Annotated in this window: 15 protein-coding genes and 2 pseudogenes; 12 read left to right on the forward strand and 5 right to left on the reverse strand. The window is 70.5% G+C overall.

Annotated features, from left to right (window positions below; translation table 11 throughout):
- Positions 1-208 precede the first annotated feature (208 nt).
- Entirely contained in the window at positions 209-769 is a 561-nt protein-coding gene (locus A6A27_RS32080; protein ID WP_073838523.1) for a GNAT family N-acetyltransferase, read from the forward strand.
- A 12-nt stretch (positions 770-781) separates the two neighbouring features.
- Here A6A27_RS32080 and A6A27_RS32085 read toward each other — a convergent pair whose 3' ends face one another.
- Positions 782-1642 carry a hypothetical protein gene (locus A6A27_RS32085; protein ID WP_073838378.1) on the reverse strand — a complete coding sequence of 287 codons (861 nt, stop codon included), beginning with the start codon at positions 1640-1642 and terminating at the stop codon, positions 782-784.
- Positions 1643-1784: 142 nt separating this feature from the next.
- On the opposite strand from A6A27_RS32085, the pseudogene A6A27_RS32090 reads away from it, so the two are divergent.
- The 6 genes and pseudogenes from A6A27_RS32090 to A6A27_RS46415 form a co-directional block, all read left to right on the forward strand.
- Positions 1785-2561 (forward strand): annotated as a pseudogene (locus tag A6A27_RS32090) (ThuA domain-containing protein); the annotation flags it as partial.
- 195 nt (positions 2562-2756) lie between these two features.
- Entirely contained in the window at positions 2757-3107 is a 351-nt protein-coding gene (locus A6A27_RS32095; protein WP_073838379.1) for a YciI family protein, read from the forward strand.
- Positions 3108-3129: 22 nt separating this feature from the next.
- Positions 3130-4383, forward strand: coding sequence for an RNA polymerase sigma factor (locus A6A27_RS32100; protein WP_073838380.1), 1254 nt, complete (start codon positions 3130-3132; stop codon positions 4381-4383).
- A 4-nt stretch (positions 4384-4387) separates the two neighbouring features.
- Complete coding sequence (locus A6A27_RS32105) at positions 4388-5521, forward strand: DmpA family aminopeptidase (protein ID WP_073838381.1); 1134 nt, start codon at positions 4388-4390, stop codon at positions 5519-5521.
- Between the two features lie 118 nt (positions 5522-5639).
- Positions 5640-6392, forward strand: a complete 753-nt coding sequence (locus A6A27_RS32110) for an alpha/beta hydrolase (protein WP_143194275.1) — start codon at positions 5640-5642, stop codon at positions 6390-6392.
- A gap of 564 nt (positions 6393-6956) precedes the next feature.
- On the forward strand, positions 6957-8360 hold the full coding sequence (locus A6A27_RS46415) for an N-acetylmuramoyl-L-alanine amidase (RefSeq protein WP_073838383.1): 1404 nt from the start codon (positions 6957-6959) through the stop codon (positions 8358-8360).
- 81 nt (positions 8361-8441) lie between these two features.
- On the opposite strand, the pseudogene rho reads toward A6A27_RS46415, so the two are convergent.
- Positions 8442-9581, reverse strand: a pseudogene (gene rho, locus A6A27_RS32120) (transcription termination factor Rho); the annotation flags it as partial.
- A gap of 1057 nt (positions 9582-10638) precedes the next feature.
- Between rho and A6A27_RS32125 the strand changes: the two are divergent.
- Together A6A27_RS32125 and A6A27_RS32130 are read left to right on the forward strand one after the other, a co-directional pair.
- Entirely contained in the window at positions 10639-12024 is a 1386-nt protein-coding gene (locus A6A27_RS32125) for an FAD-binding protein (RefSeq protein WP_073838384.1), read from the forward strand.
- A 109-nt stretch (positions 12025-12133) separates the two neighbouring features.
- Positions 12134-14116, forward strand: coding sequence for a potassium transporter Kup (locus A6A27_RS32130; RefSeq protein ID WP_241825543.1), 1983 nt, complete (start codon positions 12134-12136; stop codon positions 14114-14116).
- A gap of 98 nt (positions 14117-14214) precedes the next feature.
- Here A6A27_RS32130 and A6A27_RS32135 read toward each other — a convergent pair whose 3' ends face one another.
- A complete protein-coding gene (locus A6A27_RS32135) occupies positions 14215-15303 on the reverse strand; it encodes a trypsin-like serine peptidase (RefSeq protein ID WP_073838385.1) in 1089 nt (362 codons plus the stop codon).
- Positions 15304-15760: 457 nt separating this feature from the next.
- Between A6A27_RS32135 and A6A27_RS32140 the strand changes: the two genes are divergently transcribed.
- The 3 genes from A6A27_RS32140 (at position 15761) to A6A27_RS32150 (ending at position 20684) form a co-directional block, all read left to right on the forward strand.
- The gene (locus A6A27_RS32140; protein ID WP_241825544.1) at positions 15761-16099 is read left to right on the forward strand and encodes a hypothetical protein; all 339 of its coding nucleotides are present in this window, start codon (positions 15761-15763) and stop codon (positions 16097-16099) included.
- Entirely contained in the window at positions 16096-17736 is a 1641-nt protein-coding gene (locus A6A27_RS32145) for an amidase (protein ID WP_198940533.1), read from the forward strand. Before A6A27_RS32140 ends, A6A27_RS32145 begins: the two co-directional genes overlap by 4 nt.
- Positions 17737-18095: 359 nt before the next feature.
- The gene (locus tag A6A27_RS32150; RefSeq protein WP_143194276.1) at positions 18096-20684 is read left to right on the forward strand and encodes a M14 family metallopeptidase; all 2589 of its coding nucleotides are present in this window, start codon (positions 18096-18098) and stop codon (positions 20682-20684) included.
- 70 nt (positions 20685-20754) lie between these two features.
- Here the strand turns inward: A6A27_RS32150 and A6A27_RS32155 are convergent, their stop codons facing one another.
- A complete protein-coding gene (locus A6A27_RS32155) occupies positions 20755-21189 on the reverse strand; it encodes a methyltransferase domain-containing protein (RefSeq protein ID WP_073838387.1) in 435 nt (144 codons plus the stop codon).
- A 103-nt stretch (positions 21190-21292) separates the two neighbouring features.
- Positions 21293-22165, reverse strand: a complete 873-nt coding sequence (locus tag A6A27_RS32160) for an LLM class F420-dependent oxidoreductase (RefSeq protein ID WP_073838388.1) — start codon at positions 22163-22165, stop codon at positions 21293-21295.
- Positions 22166-22266: the final 101 nt, after the last annotated feature.

Consider the following 22266-nt stretch of genomic DNA (forward strand, 5'->3'; position numbering starts at 1 on the left):
ACGGCGAATGTTGTGGACATCCGCCAACCGCAGTTGTGGACTCCCGCCAACTTCTAGACATTTCGGTTTCAACACCTGAACAGCTGCCAGGCCCGGCAAGTCAGTCACCAGGCCTGCGCGGACCGGCCGGATCACCCGACGCCCGATCCATCTGACGAGACACCAATATCCGGTGGCGGGGCCGGCCCACGCCGGTGAAGATCGCGTCGTGGATGCCTTCCTGGAAACCGAGCGGCTCGTGCTGCGCCCGTTCACCGACGCCGACGTCGACCACCTCGTCGCCCTGGACAACGACCCCGACGTCATGCGCTTCATCAACGGTGGCCGGCCGACGAGCCGCGACACGATCCAGGAGCGGACCCTGCCGCACCTCCTGCGCGACTACCCGTGTTTCGGTACCCGCGGCTACTGGGCCGCCGAGGAGAAGGCCACCGGCACCTTCCTGGGATGGTTCGAGTTCCGTCCCCTCGACGAGCACAGCCCCGAGGCGGTCGAACTCGGCTACCGGTTGAACCAGGCCGCCTGGGGCAAGGGCTACGCCACGGAGGGATCGCGGGCCCTGATCGACAAGGGGTTCACCGACCTCGGCGTAAAGCGGGTCACCGCGAACACCATGGCGGTCAACAGCCGATCCCGGCGGGTGATGGAGAAGGCGGGCCTGTCGTTCCTGCGCAACTTCACCGGGGACTGGCCCGACGCGATCGAAGGCTCCGAACACGGCGAGGTCGAGTACGCACTCACCCGCGCCGACTGGGAGCAGCGCCGATAACCGCCAGCGTGCCTACGCCCGGCTGGCGGTGAGCAGCAGCGGGGTGGTGACCCCGTGCCAAGCACCCAGGTCGGCGAGGAAGCCGCCCAGCCAGCCGAGCGCATCCAGTGACCACTCGGCGAGCGTCCCGTGAAAGGTCACGCGGTGCAGCGACGACGGGCCGTTCCAGAGCCCGTCGTCGAACAGGGCCGTCCCGGCCAGCGGATCGTGATCGGCCAGGGAATGCGACTCGCACACGAACACATCCTGGTCCAGCCCGCTCATCCGCTCCCGCATCTCCGACGCCGCCGAGAGGATGGACGCCGCCTGGCCGCTGTCCAGCGTGACCCGCACCGGCGTCCTCGACCGCGGATCACCGCCGCCGAACCACCCGGCGGTGCGGACCGAAGGTATCGGGGCGTACGCCGGGCGCGACCCGGGGTCAAGGCCCTGGACGGGTAACAACACCTGCACCGCCCGCAGCTGCAAGGTGCCGATCCGCGCCACCGCATCGCCGGCGCAGCGGAGGAACGGCTGCACCGGCAGCGGCCGATCGCCGGGCACCGCCTCGACCCCCACCTGAAACCATGCGGCCAGTGACGCCTCTGAAGCCGCGCGCGGGTGAGCTTGCCCGGCGTCGTTCATGCCCCACAGGCCCGCCGCCCCGACCTCTCGCTCCTCGATGCCCCAGGCGGTCTTCCGAAGCACCCCGCCGATGTCGTCGAGCCAGCCCATCGCGAGCGACCTGTCGTAGAACAGGATGTACGTATCCGGGTCGGCGTCCGGGTCCCGCCACGGATGCGGCGCCAGCTCGCCGTACAGCGCCGCGAACATGGTGCCCACCGGGGAGCGGGCACCGGGTGCCAGGCCAGGGCGGGCTTCCTCGCTGGTCATCGGTTGCCTCTCGAGTTGGCAGGCCACCCCGGCCTGCCACACCCCCGCAAGGGTGATCTCCCCAGCGTAACGGCGCGCGGAACCGCGCGGCGCATACTGACGACGTTCCGGCCCGGCACCCCGTACGGCCCTGGAGAGCGAGATGAGACACCTCCGACCGGCCCTCGGCGCGGCCACCGCTGTCCTCGCCACCCTCGCCTGCACCACCCCGGTCACCCCGACAGCGGCCACCGACGTCCCCTACGACGTGCTGGTGTTCGCCAAGACCGCCGGCTTCCTGCACGACTCCATCCCGGCCGGCATCCAGGCCATCCGCGACCTCGGCGCGGCCAACAACTTCACCGTCACCGCCACCGAGGACGCCGCGCAGTTCACCGCCGACAACCTCGCCAGATACGAGGCGGTGGTCTTCCTCAACACCACCGGCGACGTGCTCGACCCCACCCGGCAGGACGCGTTCGAGTCGTACATCGGCGCCGGCGGCGGCTTCGTCGGGGTGCACTCCGCCGCCGACACCGAGTACGACTGGCCGTTCTACGGCAACCTCGTCGGCGCCTGGTTCGCCTCCCACCCCGCCGTCCAACCGGCCACCATCACCGTCGAGGACCGGACGCACCCCGCCACCGCCCACCTGCCGGCGGCCTGGCTCCGCACCGACGAGTGGTACGACTACCGCACCAACGCCCGCACCACGGCGCACGTGCTCGCCAGCCTGGACGAGTCGTCATACTCCGGCGGCTCGATGGGAAGGGACCACCCGCACGCCTGGTGCAAGTCGTACGCCGGCGGCCGCGCCTTCTACACCGGCGGCGGACACACCCGGGCCTCCTACACGGAGGCGGCGTTCCGGGCCCACCTGCTCGGCGGCATCCGCTACGCGGCCGGCCGGACGAAGGCCGACTGCCGCCCCGAGACCGGCTGAGCGCCGCTGCTGAACCGGGACGGACGGAATGCCGGCGTGCCCGGCCGGCCAGCCGGCTCGGTGACTACGCCCAAGAAAGCGGAGCGTCACTGCGAGAAAATTCCTACCGGGCGTGTCCATTAGGCCATGTCCCGTCCGTGGTTATGGCGTACGGCGGCCCGCCGTACCCGACAACGGGATAGGAGTTTGGACATGAAGTACATGCTGCTGATCAACGCCGGCAAGGTCGACGGGGACGGGCAGGCCGCCGGCTGTGACGTCCAGGACTGGATCGCCTTTGACAAGCAGGTGCGGGAGGCGGGGATCTTCGTCTCCGGGGAGTCGCTGGCGGACCTGGTCACCGCCACGGCGGTGCGGGTCGGGCAGGACGGCCGGCAGATCGTGACCGACGGGCCGTTCGCCGAGAGCCGGGAGGTGCTCGGCGGCTTCTACGTCATCGACGTACCGGACCTTGACATCGCTCTGGACTGGGCCGCCCGCTGCCCGGGCGCGCGCGGGGGCGGATCCGTCGTGGTGCGGCCGGTCGCCGAGTTTGGGGTCTGAGGTGGCGCCTGCTGGCTCCGGGATGGCGGGCGGGGCGTCGTCGGCGTCCGTGGAGGCGGTGTTCCGCGAGGAGCACGGCCGGCTGCTGGCGGCGCTCGTCCGCCGGTTCGGCGACCTCGACCTGGCCGAGGAGGCGGCCTCCGAGGCGGTCGAGGCGGCGCTGGCGCACTGGCCGGTGGACGGCGTCCCGCCGAAGCCGGGGGCTTGGTTGATGACCACGGCGCGGCGCAGGGCCGTCGATCGGCTGCGGCGCGATCGCGCGTACGCGGCACGGCTCGCGCTGCTGCAGGTGGACGCGGACCGGGCCGACCCCGCCCCACCCCCGGACGCCGACGGCGAGCTACCGGACGAGCGGCTGCAGCTGTTCTTCACCTGCGCCCACCCGGCCCTTCCCGCCGAGGACCGGGTGGCGTTGACCCTGCGCTGTCTGGCCGGGCTGAGTACGCCCGAGGTGGCGCGCGCCTTCCTCGTGCCGATCGAGACGATGGCGAAGCGGATCACCCGGGCGAAGAAGAAGATCCGCGAGGCGCGAATCCCGTTCCGGGTGCCGGCCGTGGACGAGCTGCCCGAGCGGGTGCCGGTGGTGCTCCAGGCCAGCTACTCGATCTTCACGGAGGGGTACGCGGCGAGCTCCGGCCCGAGCCTGCAGCGGCTGGGCCTGGCCGAGGAAGCCATCCGACTGGCGCGGATCCTGCGCCGGCTGCTGCCCGGCGAGCGGGAGGTCGCGGGGCTGCTCGGGTTGATGCTGCTGGTGTATGCGCGGCGGGAGTCGCGCAGCGGCCCGGACGGCGCGCTGGTGCTGCTGGAGGAGCAGGACCGCGGCCGGTGGGACCGCGCGATGATCGAGGAGGGACGCGGGCTGGTCGAGGTGGCGCTGTCCGGCGGGCCGCCTGGGCCGTACGGGGTGCAGGCCGCGATCGCCGCGCTGCACGACGAGGCGGTCGATTTCGCCAGCACGGACTGGCCGCAGATCGCGGCGCTGTACGAGGTGCTGCACGCGTTGACGCCGTCACCGGTCGTCGCGCTGAACCGGGCCGTCGCGGTGGCCATGCGGGACGGCCCACAGGCCGGCCTGGCGCTGCTCGACGCGCTGCTCGGCGAGCCCCAGCTGCGCGGCTACCATCCCTATCCGGCCGCCCGCGCGGAGCTGCTGCACCGGCTGGGACGGAACGCCGAGGCCGCCGCGGCGTATGCCGAGGCGCTCGCGCTGGCCGGCACCGAACCCGAACGCGCCCTCCTCCGGCGCAAGCTCCACACGGTCGCGCTGAAAGACTGACCGCGTGGAGCAGCAGGGCGGGCAGCGGGCGGCGAGAGCGCGAGCCGAGGCGATCGGGTTCCCCCGCCAGGGCACGAGCGGGCCGTTCGGCGCCATCACCGACGTGCCCGGCGTCGAGGTGGGGATGCAGACGCTCATCTCCGGCGACGGGCCGCTGCGGGTCGGGCACGGGCCCGTACGCACCGGCGTGACCGCCATCCTGCCCCGGGGGCGCTCCGGCGTCCGGGACGGTTGCGCCGCCGGCGTGCACGTCCTCAACGGCAACGGAGAGATGACCGGCACCGCGTGGATCGCCGAGAGCGGCATCCTGGCCACGCCCGTCATCCTGACCAACACGCACGCGGTCGGCGCCGGCCACCGGGGCGCGATCGACTGGATGCTGCGCGAGCGTCCCGACACCGACGCCTGGCTGCTGCCCGTGGTCGCCGAGACCTTCGACGGTCGCCTGAACGACATCAACGGCGACCACGTCAGGCCGGCGACCGTCGTCGCGGCACTCGATGCCGCCGCCGGCGGCCCCGTACCGGAGGGATCGGTCGGCGGCGGCACCGGCATGACGTGCTACGACTTCAAGGGCGGCACCGGCACCGCGTCACGGATCGTTCGCTTCGCCGGCGTCACGTACACCGTCGGCGTGCTCCTGCAGGCGAACTTCGGCGCACGTCCCGAGCTGACGCTCGCCGGCGTGCCCGTCGGGCGGCTGGTCGGCGGCGAGGTGCCCATGCCGGGCGGCGCCCCGCCGCCGGGAGCGGGCTCCGTGATCGTCGTCGTCGCCACCGACGCGCCGCTGCTGCCCGGTCAGTGCACCGCCCTCGCCCGGCGGGTACCGCTGGGCCTGGCCCGTACCGGCACCAGCGGCTCGCACTTCTCCGGGGACCTGTTCCTGGCCTTCTCCACCGCGAACCCCGGCACGCTCGTCAGCCACTACCCCGGCCCGTCGACGGAACGGCTCGAGCAGCTCGCCTTCGTCCCGTGGGGGCACCTGGATCCGTTCTACGAGGCGTGTGTCCAGGCGGTCGAGGAAGCCGTCGTCAACGCCCTCGTCGCGGGCACCGACATGACCGGCCGCGACGGGCATTTCGTACCCGGGCTCCCACACCGGCGAGTGGCGGAACTGCTGCGCACCGCCGCCCGCTGACCGGCCCCCAGGTCCGGCGACTGACCGCCGTGGAGAACTGCCGGGCCGAGGTGTTCCTGGCCGGCTGTTCGCCCATTGGGGACAGCGTCCCCCGGCCCCTATGTGCCAGACTCTGATCATGGAAGAGGTGCCCGGTTACCTTCGCCCTTCCGTGCTGAGCCCGGCGGAGTGTCGACACGAGCGCGAGTCGAACCTCGACTGGTACCTACCGGAGAGCGACGAGCCGCGGCCCGCCGTGATCCTCGTGCATGGCGGCCCGCTCCCGCCCGAGCTTCACGCGACACCGCGCGACTGGCCCGTCTATCGCGGCTACGGCAACCTGCTCGCCTCGCTCGGCCTGGTCGCGGTCACCGTGGAGCACCGGATGCGGGTGGTTGCCACCGCGCAGGGCCCGGCCACTGATTGCGCCACCGCTGTCCTCGACGTCGCCTCGGCCGTGGGGCGGGTACGTGCCGACCCGCGCGTCGACCCCGATCGCATCGCCCTCTGGTTCTTCTCCGGCGGGGGCCTGCTGAGCACGGACTGGCTCCGCGAGCGGCCCGCGTGGTTGCGGGCCATCGCGCTGACGTACCCGGTCCTCGCGCCGATGCCGGGCTGGGGCGTCGACCCGCGATTCGAGCCGTCCGCCGCGGTCACCGAGCCGGGTACGCCCGTACCGCCGCTGCTGCTCACCCGGGTCGGCCTGGAGGCGGTCGCGGTGGCCGGGACGGTCGCGGTGTTCCTCAAGGCGGCGGCCGACACCGGCGTGCCGGTGGAGGTGATCGACGTACCGAACGGGCGCCACGCGTTCGACATGCTGGACCACACCGACGAGTCTCGGCGGGCGGTCGAGCAGGCGGCCAACTGGGTCTCGGCGAGACTCACCCGGTGAGTGCTCCTGCCGGCCCGGTCCAGGACGGACCGACCGGCGGGGCAGCCGCTGTCGGTTGAGCGCGGGAGTGACGCCGCTGCTACCGCCGCTCGTCGGGCCAGAGAACGCGGTCGAGGAAGTCCTCCACCGCCGTGGCCAGCTCGCCCAGCACCGCCGCCGACCGCGCAAGTGGTCCCGGTACGCGCAGCCCGTGATCCGCATGCAGCTTCCCGCCACGAAGCCGCGCCGCATCGGCCGCGAACAACTGGTGGGGCAGGTGCTAGCAGCCACCGCTGCCCGGGATGACCAACACCGCGCGCTGTGCCGGCACGACATCCTCCCGCATGTTGAACCGCTGGCCACAGCCGTCCTGGCAGGCCGTGGAACGCCTCGCCAACGGCAATCTACCCGTCGGGCGGCCGGCGGGTCGTCCCTCGCGTCGAGCTGCAGCCGGCCCTGATGGAAGTTTTCGCCGGGGCGATCGACATGATCGCAAGAACTATACATCGACGACCGTCACAGTGTACGGTGCGGCCACCCGGCTTTCCCGGCCGGAAACGTCCGGTCATCCGGAAAGGAGCTACTGTGCGCCTTCGGTTCCCGCTGCGCCGACCGAATCGGCTGGTCGGCACCATGCTGATCCTGACCCTCGGTCTGTCCGCCCCGCCCGTCCTGGCCGCCGGGCCCGCCTTCGCCGCACCGGGCGGCGCCGCGGCCAGCCCGCTGAGCGCCGCCTTCGCCACCGCCGCCGCCCGCTACGACGTGCCACGGGATCTGCTCGTCGCGCTCGGCTACGCCGAGACCCGGCTGGACGGGCACGGCGGCGCCCCGAGCGCGTCGGGTGGCTACGGTCCGATGCACCTCACCACCAACCCGTCCATGCACACCCTCGACGAAGCGGCCACGCTGACGGGACTCGAACGCGCGGCACTGCGCACCGACCCGGCCGCGAACATCACCGGAGCCGCCGCCGTGCTGCGGTCGTACGCCGACCGGGCCGGCCTGACCGCCGCCGACCGCAAGGACATCGGCCGGTGGTACGGCTCAGTCGCCTGGTACGGCGGCGCGACCGACCCGGCAGTCGCCCGGCTCTACGCGGACACCGTCTACGACCTGCTCGCGGCCGGATTCACGTCCACCAGGGATGGCACGGTGACGGTCACCGGCCGGCGGGTCGTGCCGCAGCGGGGCGAACTGGCCCGGGTGCCGGCCCTCGGCACGGGCGGCGTCGGCACGATGAGCACCGACTACGGGCCCGCCGCCTGGGCGCCCGCCTACTCCGGCAACTACACCGTGGCGAACCGCCCCTCCGACTACCGGATTAACTACGTGGTCATCCACGTCACCCAGGGCTCCTACGCCGGGTCGATCAGCTGGTTCCAGAACCCATCGGCCAAGGTGAGCGCGCACTACACGTTCCGGTCCTCCGACGGGGCGGTCACCCAGTCGGTCCGGGAGAAGGACATCGCCTGGCACGCCGGCAACTGGACCTACAACACCCAGTCCATCGGCATCGAGCACGAGGGCTACGTCGACGACCCCGGCTGGTTCACCGACGCCATGTACCGCGCCTCGGCGGCGCTGACCCGCAACGTGGCGAACAAGTACGGCATCCCGAAGGATCGGGCGCACATCATCGGCCACATCGAGGTGCCCGGGGCGACGCACACCGATCCCGGCCCGAACTGGAACTGGACGTACTACATGCAGCTGGTGAACGGCGTGACCGGCATCGGCACCGGCACGGTGAACACCGGCGGGGGCGGGACCCTCAACGTCCGCTCCGGGCCCGGGACCAGCTACGCCATCGTCGGCTCCGTCGCCAACGGCGCGAGTGTCAGCATCTACTGCCAGACCACCGGCACCACCGTGACCGGCACCTACGGCACGAGCAACATCTGGAACCGCATCGGCACCAACCGGTACATCGCCGACGCGTACGTGCTCACCGGGTACGACGGCTTCATCCCCAACGTGCCACGCTGCTAGACCGGCCTGCCCGTCCGTCGCCTCGGCAGCGAAGTGCCGAGGCGACGGCCCCGCGCCCGCCACCACCCCGACAGCAGCACTCTAGCCACGAACGACGGTGCCCAGCCGGCCGAGGAAGGCCAGGTTGTCAGGAGTAGCGGCCAGTTGGTGAAGCAACTGGTCGAGGGCCGGCTGGCGATCCAGTTGGGACAGCGCGGACCGCAGGCCGCGCAGCAGGTGCCGCTCGCCGTCGCTCAGCAGCAACTCGTCGCGTCGGGTACCGGAGGCGCGGACGTCGACGGCCGGATACGTGCGCCGGTCGGCGAGCGCCCGATCCAACCGCAGCTCGGCGTTGCCGGTGCTCTTGAACTCCTCGTAGATGAGCGTGTCGGCGGCGGAGCCGGTCTCCACCAGCGCGGACGCGAGGATGGTCAGGGAGCCGCCTTCTTCGGCCCTGCGGGCAGCGGCGAGCAGCCTTTTCGGCGGGTTGAGCGCGGCGACGTCGACTCCACCCGAGAGCGTACGGCCGGCCGAGCGCACGGAAAGGTTGTAGGCGCGGCCCAGCCGGGTCAGTGAGTCGAGCAGCACGACCACGTCGTGCCCCAGCTCGACCAGGCGCTTCGCCCGCTCGATCGCCAACTCCGCCACCGTGGTGTGGTCCTGCGGCGGACGGTCGAACGTGGCCGCGATGACCTCGCCCTTCACCGACCGCTGCATGTCGGTGACCTCTTCCGGCCGCTCGTCGACCAGCACCACCATCAGGTGGCACTCCGGGTTGTTGCGGGTGATCGCGTTCGCGATCGCCTGCAGCACCATCGTCTTACCGGCCTTCGGCGGCGAGACGATCAACGCCCGCTGACCCTTGCCGATCGGCATCACCAGGTCGATCACCCGGGTGGTCAGGATGTGCGGCTCGGTCTCCAGCCGCAGCCGCTCCTGCGGGTACAGCGGAGTGAGCTTGTAGAACTCCGGACGGCGCTTCGCCTCGTCCGGCTCCATCCCGTTGATGGTGTCCAGCCGGACCAACGGGGCATGTCGGCCTCGGTGCGGTGCGGCGGCGGCCGCGCCGGTGATCAGGTCGCCGCGACGTAGGCCGTACCGGCGCAGTTGGGCGGCGGTGACGTAGGCGTCGGCGGCGGAGGGCAGGTAGCCGTCGACCCGGAGCAGGGCGTGGTCGTCGACGGTGTCGAGGATGCCGCTGACCGGGACCGGTGAGGTTGACACGGTGTTCATCGGGTGCCTTTCGGTGTGGTGGGGTCCGGTCGCCTGCCGGAGACTGGCGGCGACGGGCTGAAACGCCGGGCCCGGGCGTGCCGGTGCCAAGGACGGCGCGACGGTGCCGGCGGGTGGTGAGGTGAGCAGCCGGGGGCGGAAATGGATGCCGTGCGAGCGGGGAGCGCACCGGCGGACGCTGGCGCGAGCGCGTGTCCGGCCACACCTGGTCGCCACCTCGCCGGTCCGCGGCCAGCCGCCTGGTCCGCGAGATGCGGGCGCGTTCGACTGCCCGCCTGCTTCGCCACTAGCGGGCGTCATGCACAGCGACGAATCGCTTGGGGCTCCCGGATCGGCTGCGGCTCAGGAGTTCGGGCCGAGGCGTCCGCAGTGTGGCGGGCGATGCGCCGGCGGGAGAGTACGGAGATCGGGATCCGGGTGGCGCTGCGCGCCGGCATCCGGGCCCGTCGGAAGGCTAACCCAGGGCCGCCGGGGTGGGCAAGCAGGTTGCCCAGGCGGACGCTTTCTGTAGTGCGGGACGCGCCGACGGGGACACGAGCTCCGTTGCAGTAGCCCTCGTACGCGGTCGACCCGAACCGGGCTTCATACCAGGCGACCGCGTTGTCAGCCCGACTGCTGGTGCAACTCGGCGCGACCTGGCCATTGCTGCAACCGGACACGCGCAGCCGATGGTCACCCTGACGACCGACGACGGCGCTCGGCGGCGGTTCGGGAGGTCCTGCCAATTTGACGGGGTGCTGACCGTTCGTCGCCGGGGGCAGTTGCCTTTACGTCTTTTCGCGGTGCCTGATCGGCCGGGTCGCCCCGTCCTCCTTTCGGTGAGCTGATAGCCGGCAACTACTGACCGGTAGACGACTGAGATGTCGGTCACCACGTCCGCCGCGAGGCCCATAGTTGCGGCCTGAGCAGCGATTCTGTCCGTCGGAAATCGATCGGTCGACAGATCGGAAGGGCGGAGCCGCTGACGGGAAATTCACTGTCAGCTAGCCGTCCGCCAATTCGCTCTCCCTGCGGCGGCGCCGTGCCGCTGACTGTATGCATCCATTTGATTGAAACGGAGTCAACCGTGTCCACCACCAATGACACCGGGCGGGTGATCGTCCTCGGCGGCAGCATCGGCGGTCTGCTTGCGGCGCGGGTGCTGAGCGAGTCGTACGCGAAGGTGACCGTCTTCGACCGGGACGAGTTGCCGGCGGCGGCCGCCGACCGCAAGGGTGTGCCGCAGAGCGGGCATTCGCACGGCCTGCTCGCCCGGGGCCGGCAGATCCTGGAGGAGCTCTTTCCCGGTCTGACCGGCGACCTGACCGCCCAGGGGGCCGCCGCCATCGACATCCAGCGGGACTGCCTCTGGGTCAACGACGGCCACCGGATCCCCCGGGTCGCCTCCGGGCTGGAGGGTCTCTGCGTCAGCCGGCGCGCCCTGGAGGCGTACGTCCGGGACCGGGTCCGTGCCCTGCCCAACGTGGAGATCCGGGACAGGTGCGAGGCGTTGGGACTGCTCGTCGACGCCGACGGCGGCACCGTCACCGGCGCCCGGATCCTGCCTCGAGGTGGACGGGAGGAGCGCCACGCCGCCGACCTGGTCGTGGACGCGACCGGCCGCGGCAACCGCGGTCCCACCTGGCTCGCCGAGCTCGGCTACCAGCCGCCCGTCGAGGACCGGGTGGACCCCCACACGGTGTACGTCTCCCGCGACTACCGCCGCACGCCGGGCGAGGCCAACTTCGCCGCCTTCGTCAGCAGCCCGTCGCCGGCCGTCCCGTACGGCGGGGTGGCCATCTCGGCCGAGGGCGACCGGTGGATGGTCACGCTGTTCGGCGTCGGCCCGGACCAGGCCCCGCCGATCGACCCCGAGGGTTACCTCGCCTTCGCCGGGCGGCTGCCCGCCTCGGAGCTGCACGCGCTGCTGAGCCGGGCGGAGCCGCTTGGCCCGCCGAAGCGGATGCGACTGCACACCAGCGTGCGCCGCCGGTACGAGCGTCTCGCCCGCCTGCCGGAGGGCTTCATCGCGTTCGCCGACGCGATCTGCAGCTTCAACCCGGCGTACGGGCAGGGCATGACGGTGGCCGCGGCGGAGGCGATGGTGCTGCGCGACTGTCTCCGGCAGGGCAGGCGGGAACTGCCCCGCCGTTTCTTCGCCGGAGCGGCGAAGGTGGTGGACGTGCCCTGGGACATGGCCGTCGGCGCCGACCTGCGCTACCCGGCGGTCGTCGGACCGCGCAGCCGCCGGACCCGCTTCCTCAACGGGTACGTCACCCGGCTGCATGCCGCCGCCGCGCGGCACCCGGTCGTGGGTCGGCGCTTCCTGAGTGTGGCCAACCTGATGACGCCGCCGCCGGGGCTCTTCGGGCCGGGCATCGTGGCCCGGGTGCTGTGGTCCGGCCGGCGCTCCACGCCTCAGGTGGCCCACCGCGAACCGGCGGCGCAGGTCGAGGAGTTGGTCGCAGGGTGAACTGGCGTCCATCCCAGCGAGTTCGGCGGGCGAAAGCGACAGAAAATCACGTCCGTGCAGTTCCGGTTTCCCGGGTAGACGGCGGCGTGCGGGTTGGTATGCCTGTGGGGTGTCGGAGCAAGCGAACAACGAGCAGCCTGCGGTAGGCGGCACCGAGCCGACGGAAGACGGTGGAACGGCGTCCCAGACATCGCTGGCGGGCCCGGCGGCGGGAAGAGCGGCGGGGGCGACCTTGCTGCTCGGCGCGTTGGGTGTGGTGTACGGCGACATCGGCACCAGCCCGCTGTACGCGCTGAAGACCGTCTTCACGCTCGACCGGGGCCTGGACCCGGGCTCGCGTGACGTGTTCGGCGTGATCTCGCTGGTCTTCTGGTCGATCACCCTGATCGTGTCGATCAAGTATGTGATCTTCATTCTGCGAGCCGACAACCACGGCGAGGGCGGGGTGATGGCCCTGGCCGCCCTCGCCCGACAGGCGCTGCGCAACGCCAACGGAAGGCGGGCCGCCAGCGTGTTGGCGCTCGGGGCGCTCGGCGCCGCCCTGTTCTACGGCGACAGTGTGATTACTCCGGCCATCTCCGTGCTGTCGGCAGTGGAGGGGCTGGAGGTCACGTCTCCGCAGTTGGCAGTGGTCGTGCTGCCGGTGTCGGCGGTGATCCTCACCGTGCTGTTCGCCGGGCAGCAGTGGGGCACCGGACGGGTCGGGAACATCTTCGGGCCGATCATGATGCTCTGGTTCGCCTGCCTGGGCGTGGCCGGCGCGGCCGAGGTGTTCCGTCGCCCGAGCATCCTGGGCGGGCTGTCGCCGACGTATGCCGCTCTGTTCGTCGTCGACCACCCGATCATCGCGTTCGTCGCGATGGGCGCGGTGGTGCTGGCGATCACCGGCGCCGAGGCGCTCTACGCCGACATGGGCCACTTCGGGCGTGCCCCGATCCGCCGGGCCTGGTTCGCCATCGTGTTTCCCGCGCTGACCCTCAACTATCTGGGTCAGGGCGCGCTGATCCTGCGAGCACCGGACAGCCGGGCCAATCCGTTCTTCCTCCTGATGCCGGAATGGGCGCGGCTGCCGATGGTCGTCCTGGCCACCGTGGCCACCGTGATCGCGTCCCAGGCGGTGATCTCCGGGGCCTTCTCGGTGTCCCGGGAGGCCATGCGGCTGGGGTTCCTGCCGCACCTGCGCATCCGGCAGACGTCCCAGCGCGAGTACGGGCAGATCTACCTGCCCGGATTGAACTGGAGCCTGTTCGCGGCGGTCCTGGTGGTGGTGTTCGCGTTCGGTTCCTCGACGAAACTCGCCGCGGCCTACGGGGTGGCGGTCACCGGCACCTTCCTGATCACCACGACTCTGGTCCTGGTCGTCGCGCGGGCGCTGTGGCGCTGGTCCGCTCGGCGGGTGGTGCTGTTCGGGGTCGTCTTCGGCAGCATCGAGCTGATCTTCTTCACCGCGAACCTGGCCAAGGTGAGCCACGGTGGCTGGCTGACGCTGCTCATCGCGGTAGCCCTGTTCACGATCCTGGTGACCTGGCGGCGCGGAGCCGAGCTGGTCACCCCGCGACGGACCGAACGCGAAGGCCCGCTACGCGACTTCATCGACACCCTGCACGCCGCGGACATCCCGCGGGTGCCGGGCACCGCGGTCTTCCCCCACCCGAACAAGGACACCACCCCACTGGCACTGCGCGCGAACGTCGCGCACAACCATGTCCGGCACGAGCGAATTGTGCTCATTACCGGCCGTACCGCGAACGTCCCGCACATTCCCTGGGATCAGCGGCTGACCCTCGATGACCTCGGCGACCCGAACGACGGGATCATCCACATCACCGCCGTGTTCGGCTTCCAGGATCCCACCGACTTCCCCGAGGTCCTGCGCCGCGCCGCCACCCACCCCCTCGCCAGCGGGATAGACCTCGACGAGGTCTCCTACTTCGTCTCGAGGATCACCTTGCGGTGCACCCCACATCCCGGGCTGGCCACCTGGCGGAAACGCCTGTTCATCGGTCTCGCCCACAACGCCGCCAGTCAGGCCGAGTTCCTCCACCTCCCCGAGGAGAAGACCATCGTCCTCAGCGCCGAGGTCCCCGTCTGAGCGTGTCGATCAGGCGGCGGCGCGATGGGCCAGGATCCGTGCGACCTGGACGACGGATGGCGCCGGGTCCGCCTCGGACCCGGCGCCATTCGGTCGCACTAGCTGGAGATGTTCCGGACCGTGTTGTACAGGTCGGCCACCTGGTTGCCGTAGTACGGCGAGAACATGTACTGCGGCAGGGTGTTGTACTTGAAGTCGTTGTGTCCGTTGAGGTAGCCCCAGTTGCCGTCGAACGACATCAGCCAGCCCCCGCCGGATGAACCGCCCGTCATGTAGTTCAGCATGTAGATGGTGCCGCCGCCCCCGTCGTAGGTCGGGCCGTTCTCCGCGGTGAGCACCTCACCGTTGAACGGGGACGCGGCCGGGTAGCCGAAGGCGTAGTCGTACTGGCCGATCGGGTAGTTCCAGGCGATTCCCTGTCCGCCGAGGTAGTCGGTGATCCGCCAGCCGTTGCTGCGGGCCATCACTGCCGACCCGACGTCGTTGGCGAAGTCACCGTTGTTGTTGAACCAGGCCGTGGTCGTCCACAACTGGGTGGCGTACCAGTAGCCGTAGGGGGCCGATCCGTTGTTGTAGTTCGGGACGAAGGTCCAGTTGGTCGCCCACGCCCGGTTGCCGGTGAGGCAGTGACCCGCGGTCCACACCTCGGACTTGCCCTCGGTGTTCACGATGGTCGCCGAGCAGACGTAGTTGCCGCCGTTGAGGGTGAAGTAGACCTTGCCGGAGGTGCGGGCCACCGGGTGGCCGACCGGGTAGTTGGGGTAGTAGGCCTGCGTCGACATGTCGGGCGAGGTGACGGTGGATCCGCTGGCCTTCGGTTCGACGGCGGGCGCGGCCGGGGCCACGCTGCCGGACGGCCCCTGCGGGCGGGTGGTGCTGGTCGCCCGCTGCCCGGCGCTTTCGCGCGCGGCGAGCGCGGACTTCACCGCGGGGATCTCGGTGTCCGGCTTGGCCGCCTTCATCCGGGTCGGGGTCCAGTACGCTGCCAGGGCCCGCTGCCGGGCGTCGGGGCCGTTACCCGTGGCGGTACGGGCCACCTCGGGGCTGAGCTGTGCGGAGCTTCCGATGACGGCGCTGTTCGGCGTGGTGAGGGTGGCCGGGGCGGCGCCTGCGGTGCCCGCCGTGACCAGCGTCGCCGCGGTCGCCACCGCGACAGCTGCCAGGCCGCGGAGCAGTCTTGTGGACATGTTCCCTACCTTTCGGATAGCGGGTTGGGGAGCCCAAAATACTGCCCGAGGAGCATTGACGGTCATCACTTGAATATCAAGTAGGCAGATGAAGGAAAATGTAACGAAAGTAGCGACGCCCTCCCTTTGGCATTGACCTGCCTAGATGTATAGTGCGTATTGCCGCGTTCGCCGGAGCTCGCGGGAGAGCCGCAGCCGGGAATTGCGCGGAGATGGGTGCCGCCGGCGTGGGATACGCCGGCGGTCGTGGTGACCGTGGCACGGATGCGGACAGCGCTCGGCACAGTCAGAGATCAGCTCCACGTCGCGCCCTTGACTGTCCGGGCAACTCGTCACCCCCATGCTCGTCACCGTGGCGGCCTTCGTCCATGTCGGACGGGCAGACTCAAGAGTCCCTCAATTTCCATGCCCGAGGTGCCTCCAGGCAGTGTGGCCAGCCTAGGTTCGGCTCACTTCGATGGAACACGGCGACGTGCATCACCAGAGGAGCACCATGGCCCCTACTCCGCCCACCGATGCTGAGCTGAACACCCTGATCCGAGCTCGGCTGGCCACGCTCGGTATCGATCTCGATCAACTTCCGCCAGGAAGCGCCGCCGACCCGGAGACCGGCTCGCCGGGCCGGGATTCGGTGCTCGCCTCGCTGCGCTCGTTTCTGCGCGGCACCGTGGCGGCGCTGGCCGCGTACCAGTTGCCCGCCCCCGACGCCACGGATCCCGAGGTCGGGAGGGCGCTGTCGCAGCAACATGTGCCGATTCTGTACCCCTCGAACAGCACAGAATGGCGGAAGGCATGACTGCCGAACCACTCGACCGTTCGATCGACCGCCGGGCGTTCCTGGCCCGCGCCGCCGCGCTGGCCATCGCCTCCGCGGCAGGCGCCACCGTGGCCTCGCCGTCGTTGGCGCTGGCGGTCGGCCCGCTGTCCGTCGACCCCGGAGCGGAGACCAGGAACCGGGCCCTGGACCAGCCCAACGCCTACACCCAGCCCCGGCCGGAGGCGGTCGCGGATCCGACCGAGCTGACCATCGCCGAGGCAGCCTGGCTCATCCGTGCCAACAAGCTGACCCCCGAACAGCTGGTCGAGGCGTACCTGGCCCGCATCTCCACGTACGACGGCACCTATCAGGCATTCAACCTGGTGCTCGCCGACGCGGCCACCGCGGCGGCACGCGCTGCCGTCCGCGCGCCACGACTCGGCGCGCTCCATGGCATTCCCCTGGCCATCAAGGACAACTACTACACCGAAGGCGTCCTGACGACCGCGAACTCCTTCCTGTTCAAGGACTTCGTGCCGCCGTACGACGCGACCGCGGTGGCCCGGCTCAAGGCGGGCGGCGCGATCGTCCTCGGTAAGACGCAGATGGGTCCGCTGGCCACCACCCGGGCCACCACCCCCGCCGGCGTGATCACCACGGTGAACGCCTGGACGCCGACCAACCGCAACACCGACCCCGGCGGATCGTCCACCGGCACCGCCACCGCGGTGGCCGGCCGGATGGCCACCTCCGGCATCGGCACCCAGACCGGTGGCTCGATCACCGCACCCTCCAACGCCCAGAACCTGACCGGACTCAAGCCGACCATGGGCCGGGTCTCGGCGACCGGCGTCATCCCGCTCAGCTACACCCGGGACCATCCGGGCCCGCTGGCGCGCGATGCCAAGGACGCCGCCATCATGCTGACCGCGATGGCGGGCGAGGACCCGGCGGACCCGCGCAGCCAGGGGCTGCCCGACGTGCCCGATCTCATCGACGCGGCCACCCCGGTCTACCGGAGGAACCGGGTCAGGTTGCGGTGGAACACCAGGATCGGCGTGCTGCCCGGCTTCACCAACGGCACCTCGGCCACCGCGGCGGCCCGCCAGGGGTACCTGGCCCAGCTCGCCGAGATTCCCGGGGCGACGCTGGTGGACGTGTCCCTGCCGGACGGGTGGAGCCAACTGACCGGCAGCACCTTCAACAACATACGGCTGCCGGAGCGCAGCGAGCCGTTCATGCCGTACCTGCGGACAGACCTGCGCGGTTTCGGCGTGTCGGTGACCAGTTGGCTGCAGGGAGCGTTGCTGGGTGGCAACGAGTTCCTCACCGGCCAGCGGGCCAAACTGCTGCTGATGGAACGGGTGCTCAACGACCTGTTCGACGTGTGCGACGTGGTGGTGCAGACCGACCCGGTGCCCTTCGACATCCTGGGCCTGCCGGAGATCGCCTTCCCGATCGGGTTCACCGCCGCGGGCGTACCGATCGGCACCATCCTCGGTGGACTGCCGTACGCCGAGGACCGGCTGTTGTCGGTGGTGGCCGCCTACCAGGCGACGACGGACTGGCATCTGCGGCGGCCCGCCGACCCGCCCGCGACGGCCAGGATGCGCGCTGAAGCTCCTGCGGAGGCGCTTCGGCTGACGGCTGAACAGGTCGCCGAGCTCACCCAGTAGCCCAGACGGAGGGCGGGAAAGTGTTCCCGCCCTCCGTCATTGTCGACGGGTCGCGGGGCGAATATGTGTGCGGTCGTTGAGGAAACCTCGACCGCAATTCTGCCGTGCCATTGAAACGTCCGGCTTCGTTCAATACCTCACCTGCTGACGAGCCGGATCGCGGACGCGACGCCGATCACTCCGGACCAGGCTGTCCGGGCCGGGTTCGGCAACATCAGCAAGGCTCAAGATTTGCTCAATTGCCGCCGAGAGCGTTCCTGAAATTGATCGAAGCCTGTTGAATCGATCTCATCCGATCTGGCGCGGCCGCCCCTGTCGGTCCCTTTTCCGTCGTGCAATGTGCTGTGAAGGGGTGTCAGGTGAAACGAAGACTGTCTCGGACCGCGGTGCCACTCGCCTGCGTACTGACGTTGATCGGTACGCCGGTGCTGACGTCGGGAACCGTCGCCACCGCAGGAGACCGGGTACCCAAGCCGGAGTCCGTGATCGGCTGGGTTCCCTGCGCGGACTACAAGCTGGCCACGTACGAGCAGATCGCCGACTACTACCGCGCGCTGGACAAGGCCAGCGACCGGATGAAGCTGGTCGAGATCGGCAAGACCAGCGAGGGCCGGCCGCAACTGATGGCCATCGTCTCCTCGGAGAAGAACCTCAAGGACAAGGACCTCGAGCGCTACCGGAAGACCTCGGTACAGCTGTCCCAAGGCGACGCGCTCTCCGCACCGGAGGCGCGTGACCTGGCGAAGAACGGCAAGACCATCGCCTGGGTCGACTTCGGCATCCACTCCACCGAGGTGGCCGGTCACCAGACCGCCCCGCAGTTCGCCTACGACCTGGTGACCAGCGAGACGCCCGAGGCGCGCGCGATCCGCGACAACGTCATCACCCTGCTCGTGCCGAACGTCAACCCGGACGGTGGGACCAAGGTCGCCGAGTGGTACCGCCAGAACCTCGGTGGCCCCTACCAGGACGCCGGCTATCCGGAGCTTTACCAGAAGTACGCCGGGCACGACAACAACCGTGACTGGTACATGTTCAACCTGCAGGAGACCCAGAACGTCGGGCGCCAGCTGTTCCACGAGTGGATCCCGCAGGTCATGCACAACGTGCACCAGACGGCGGTCTTCCCGGCGCGAATCAGCATCCCGCCGTACGAGGACCCGCTGAACCCGAACATCCACCCCCAGGTGGTCCGCGGCGTCAACCTCGTCGGCGACGCGATGGGGCAGCGGTTGGAACGGGAGGACAAGGGCGGTGCGCTGGCGCGCCAGTCGTACGACATCTGGTGGAACGGCGGCGCGCGGACCGCGCCGTACTACCACAACCAGATCGGCATCCTGACCGAGACGGCGCACGCCTCGGCGACGCCCCGGGTGTACGACCCCGCGACGTTCCCGAAGACCTTCGCGGACGGCACCTCGACCAGCGAGCCGTCGGTGTTCTACCCCAGCCCGTGGAAGGGCGGCGAGTGGCACCTCTCGCAGAGCTGCGACTACATCAAGACGGCCTCGTGGGCGATGCTGCGCGTGGCCAGCGACGACCGGGAGTCCCTGCTCTACGGGGCGTCGCAGATGGCCCGGGACGGCGCGCGTGACGGCGCCCGCACGACCTACGTCATCCCGGCCGACCAGGCCGACTTCCCGACCGCCACGAAGCTGGTGGACAAGCTGCGGTGGAACAACATCCGGGTCGAGCAGGCGGTGAGCTCGTTCACCGTGGGCAACCGCACCTACCCGGCCGGCAGCTACCTCGTCCGGGAGGCCCAGCCCTACCGGGCGGCGGTCCTGGACCTGCTCAACGCGCAGAAGTACCCGGACCGTCGACTCTACCCCGGCGGTCCGCTGGAGCCGCCGTACGACATCACCGGTTACACCCTGTCGTTCCAGATGGGCGTCACCGTCGACAAGCTCGACCAGCCGGTCCCGGCGACCACCCGCCAGGTCGACTGGCCGGCCGTGCCGGCCGGGGTGGTGGCGGGCGCACCGAAGTACGCGTACGCCCTCGACGCCCGCGTCAACGACAGCTCGGCCGCGGTGAACTCGCTGCTCGCGGCGGGGGAGAAGGTCTCCCGGAGCGGCGGCGAGGCGACCACCCGAACCGGCACCCTGCCGGCCGGGACCTTCCTGGTCACGCCCGCGGCAGGCACGGACGAGCGGGTAACGTCGCTCGCCACCCGGCTCGGGCTCAGCATCGCGGCGGTGGACGTGAAACCGGCGAAGGTGACCACCCTCGCCGCACCACGGATCGGCCTGTACGACGGGTTCAACAACTACGACGAGGGTTGGACCCGGCTGATCCTCGACCAGTTCGGCTTCCGCTACGAGAAGCTGACGAACGCGGCGGTTCGGGCCGGTGACCTGCGGGCGAAGTACGACACGATCGTGCTGCCCGACGCCACGTACAACTCGATGCGCAACGGCCGGGCGGCGGGATCGCTGCCGCCGGAGTACACCGGCGGGATGACCGACGCGGGCGTGGCCAAGCTCAAGGCGTTCGTCGAGGCGGGCGGCACGCTGGTGACCCTGAACAAGGCGGCCCAGCTGCCGATCAAGGCGTTCGGGGTCCCGGTCAAGGACGTCACCGAAGGGGTGGCCGACACCCGGTACAACATCCCGGGATCGGTGCTGAACCTCAACGTCGACGCCACCGACCCGGTCGGCGCCGGGTTTGGCTTGACCGCGTCGGTGTTCGTCGCCAACGGCCCCGCGTTCGAGGTCGAGCAGGGAGCCACGGGCGTCACGGTGGCGGCCAGTTGGCCGAAGACGAACCTGCTGAAGAGCGGTTTCCTCCTCGGTGACGACGTCATCGGCGGGAAGGGCGCCGTGGTCACGGCCAAGGTGGGCGACGGACAGGTCGTGATGATCGGCTTCAAGCCGCAGCACCGGGCCCAGTCGCACGGCACCTACCGCCTGCTGTTCAACGCGATGTACCTCGGGGGTCAGGGCTGACCTGACCTCGGTCCTGGTGGCCGGGCGCGCTGACGCGCCCGGCCACCACCGGGACCGCCGGCAGGAGCTCTCACGACCGCGGGATGGGAATCTCGCGAAGCGGGTCGCCGCCGTCGACGAAGAGGCGGGCGTCGGCCCTGGTCGCCACGGCGATCCGCGGCAACACCCGTTGACCCGCCTGGGGATGTCGCCCGTCGGGGGCACCGACGCGGACGGCGAACACGATGTCGAACGGTTCTTCGCCGTCGTGCAGGACGAAATCCTCGGCCGCGACCTGGCAGACACTCATGCGGCCGGAGGCGATCTCGGGCGCCGCACCGGCCTCCGCCTGTGCGATGGCGCGGGCGGATCGGTCGATGGCCAGGATGTGGCCGGTGGTGAGCCGGGCTGCCACGGCTCGTGCGGCGGCCCCGGGGCCGCACCCGACCTCCAGGACGCGGGAGTGCGGCTGGAGGGGAAGGGCGTTCACGATCGCGGCGAGGCGGGGCGACAGCGATGCCGGCACCTCCGAAAGGATAGGTGACGATCGGCCTCGACGTCGGGGCCCACGCGAGGCGGGTCGCCACGGGTCGTCAGCGTTGGTTCGCCGCTGATCGGCCAGGGGTAGCTCAGGGGAGTTCGGCCAGCAGCGTCGCGACCTGCTGCTTGGCCAGCTGCTGCGCGAACTCGACCGGGTGGCGGTCGGGCATCGTCTGCACCTCCGTCACGCCGAGCGCGGCGTACTCGGCCACCTCGGCCACGAACGCGTCGACGTCGGCCAGGGGAGGCCGCATGACCAGCACGGTCTTCTCGATGCTGTCGTAGTCCCGGCCCTCGGCGGCGCAGTGTTGCCGCAGGACGTCGAGCTTGTGTGCGACCTGGGCGGTGCTCTCGCCGAACAGGTTGCAGGCGTCGGCGTAGCGGGCCACGAGCCGCAGGGTCTTCTTTTCGCCACCTCCACCGATCATGATCGGGGGGTGGGGCCGGCTGATCGGCGCCGGCACGCACAGCGTCTCGGCCAGCTGGTAGTGCTTGCCGTCGAACGGGCCGTTGTTGGCGCTCCACATCTGCCGGCAGATCTGCAACGTCTCCTCGAGCCGTTCGAAGCGCTCGCCGACCGGGACGACCGGTACGCCGAGGCCGCGCTGCTCGCGTTCGTACCACGACGCGCCGATGCCGAGCTGGGCGCGCCCGCCGGAGAGCACGTCCAGAGTGGTGACAATCTTGGCGAGCAGGCCCGGGTGGCGGTACATCACTCCGGTGACGAGGACGCCGAGTGTCATCCGTTCCGTCTTCGCGGCCACGTAGCCCAGGGTTGTGTAGGCCTCGAGCATCGGCTCGTCGGCCGACGTCGTGAACTCCATCTGGAAGTAGTGGTCCATGACCGTGAATGTCGAGACGCCGGCCTGCTCCGCGATCCTTGCGGTCTCCGCCAGGGCCGGGGCGATCTCGGCCGGGTCGGCGGGCGTGGAGAAGTTCCAGTAGTGCAGGCCAAGCCTCATGCCTCATTCCTCCAGTTCCTGGCGGCTCCTCCCATCATGCCGGGTGCGCGGCCGGTCCTCCGCTCATCCCGCGGACGGAAGGGAACGTTGGGCTGCCCGGC

The organism is Micromonospora sp. CB01531, from assembly GCF_001905095.1.
In the GTDB taxonomy this organism is placed as follows: domain Bacteria; phylum Actinomycetota; class Actinomycetes; order Mycobacteriales; family Micromonosporaceae; genus Micromonospora.

Bases quoted from the DNA above. Each gene is read 5' to 3' on its own strand.
- A6A27_RS32085 (WP_073838378.1), bottom strand. From the start codon at position 1,642: ATGACCAGCGAGGAAGCCCGCCCTGGCCTGGCACCCGGTGCCCGCTCC.
- A6A27_RS32095 (WP_073838379.1), top strand. From the start codon at position 2,757: ATGAAGTACATGCTGCTGATCAACGCCGGCAAGGTCGACGGGGACGGG.
- A6A27_RS32100 (WP_073838380.1), top strand. From the start codon at position 3,130: ATGGCGGGCGGGGCGTCGTCGGCGTCCGTGGAGGCGGTGTTCCGCGAG.
- A6A27_RS32110 (WP_143194275.1), top strand. From the start codon at position 5,640: ATGGAAGAGGTGCCCGGTTACCTTCGCCCTTCCGTGCTGAGCCCGGCG.
- A6A27_RS32135 (WP_073838385.1), bottom strand. From the start codon at position 15,303: ATGTCCACAAGACTGCTCCGCGGCCTGGCAGCTGTCGCGGTGGCGACC.
- A6A27_RS32140 (WP_241825544.1), top strand. From the start codon at position 15,761: ATGGAACACGGCGACGTGCATCACCAGAGGAGCACCATGGCCCCTACT.
- A6A27_RS32145 (WP_198940533.1), top strand. From the start codon at position 16,096: ATGACTGCCGAACCACTCGACCGTTCGATCGACCGCCGGGCGTTCCTG.
- A6A27_RS32160 (WP_073838388.1), bottom strand. From the start codon at position 22,165: ATGAGGCTTGGCCTGCACTACTGGAACTTCTCCACGCCCGCCGACCCG.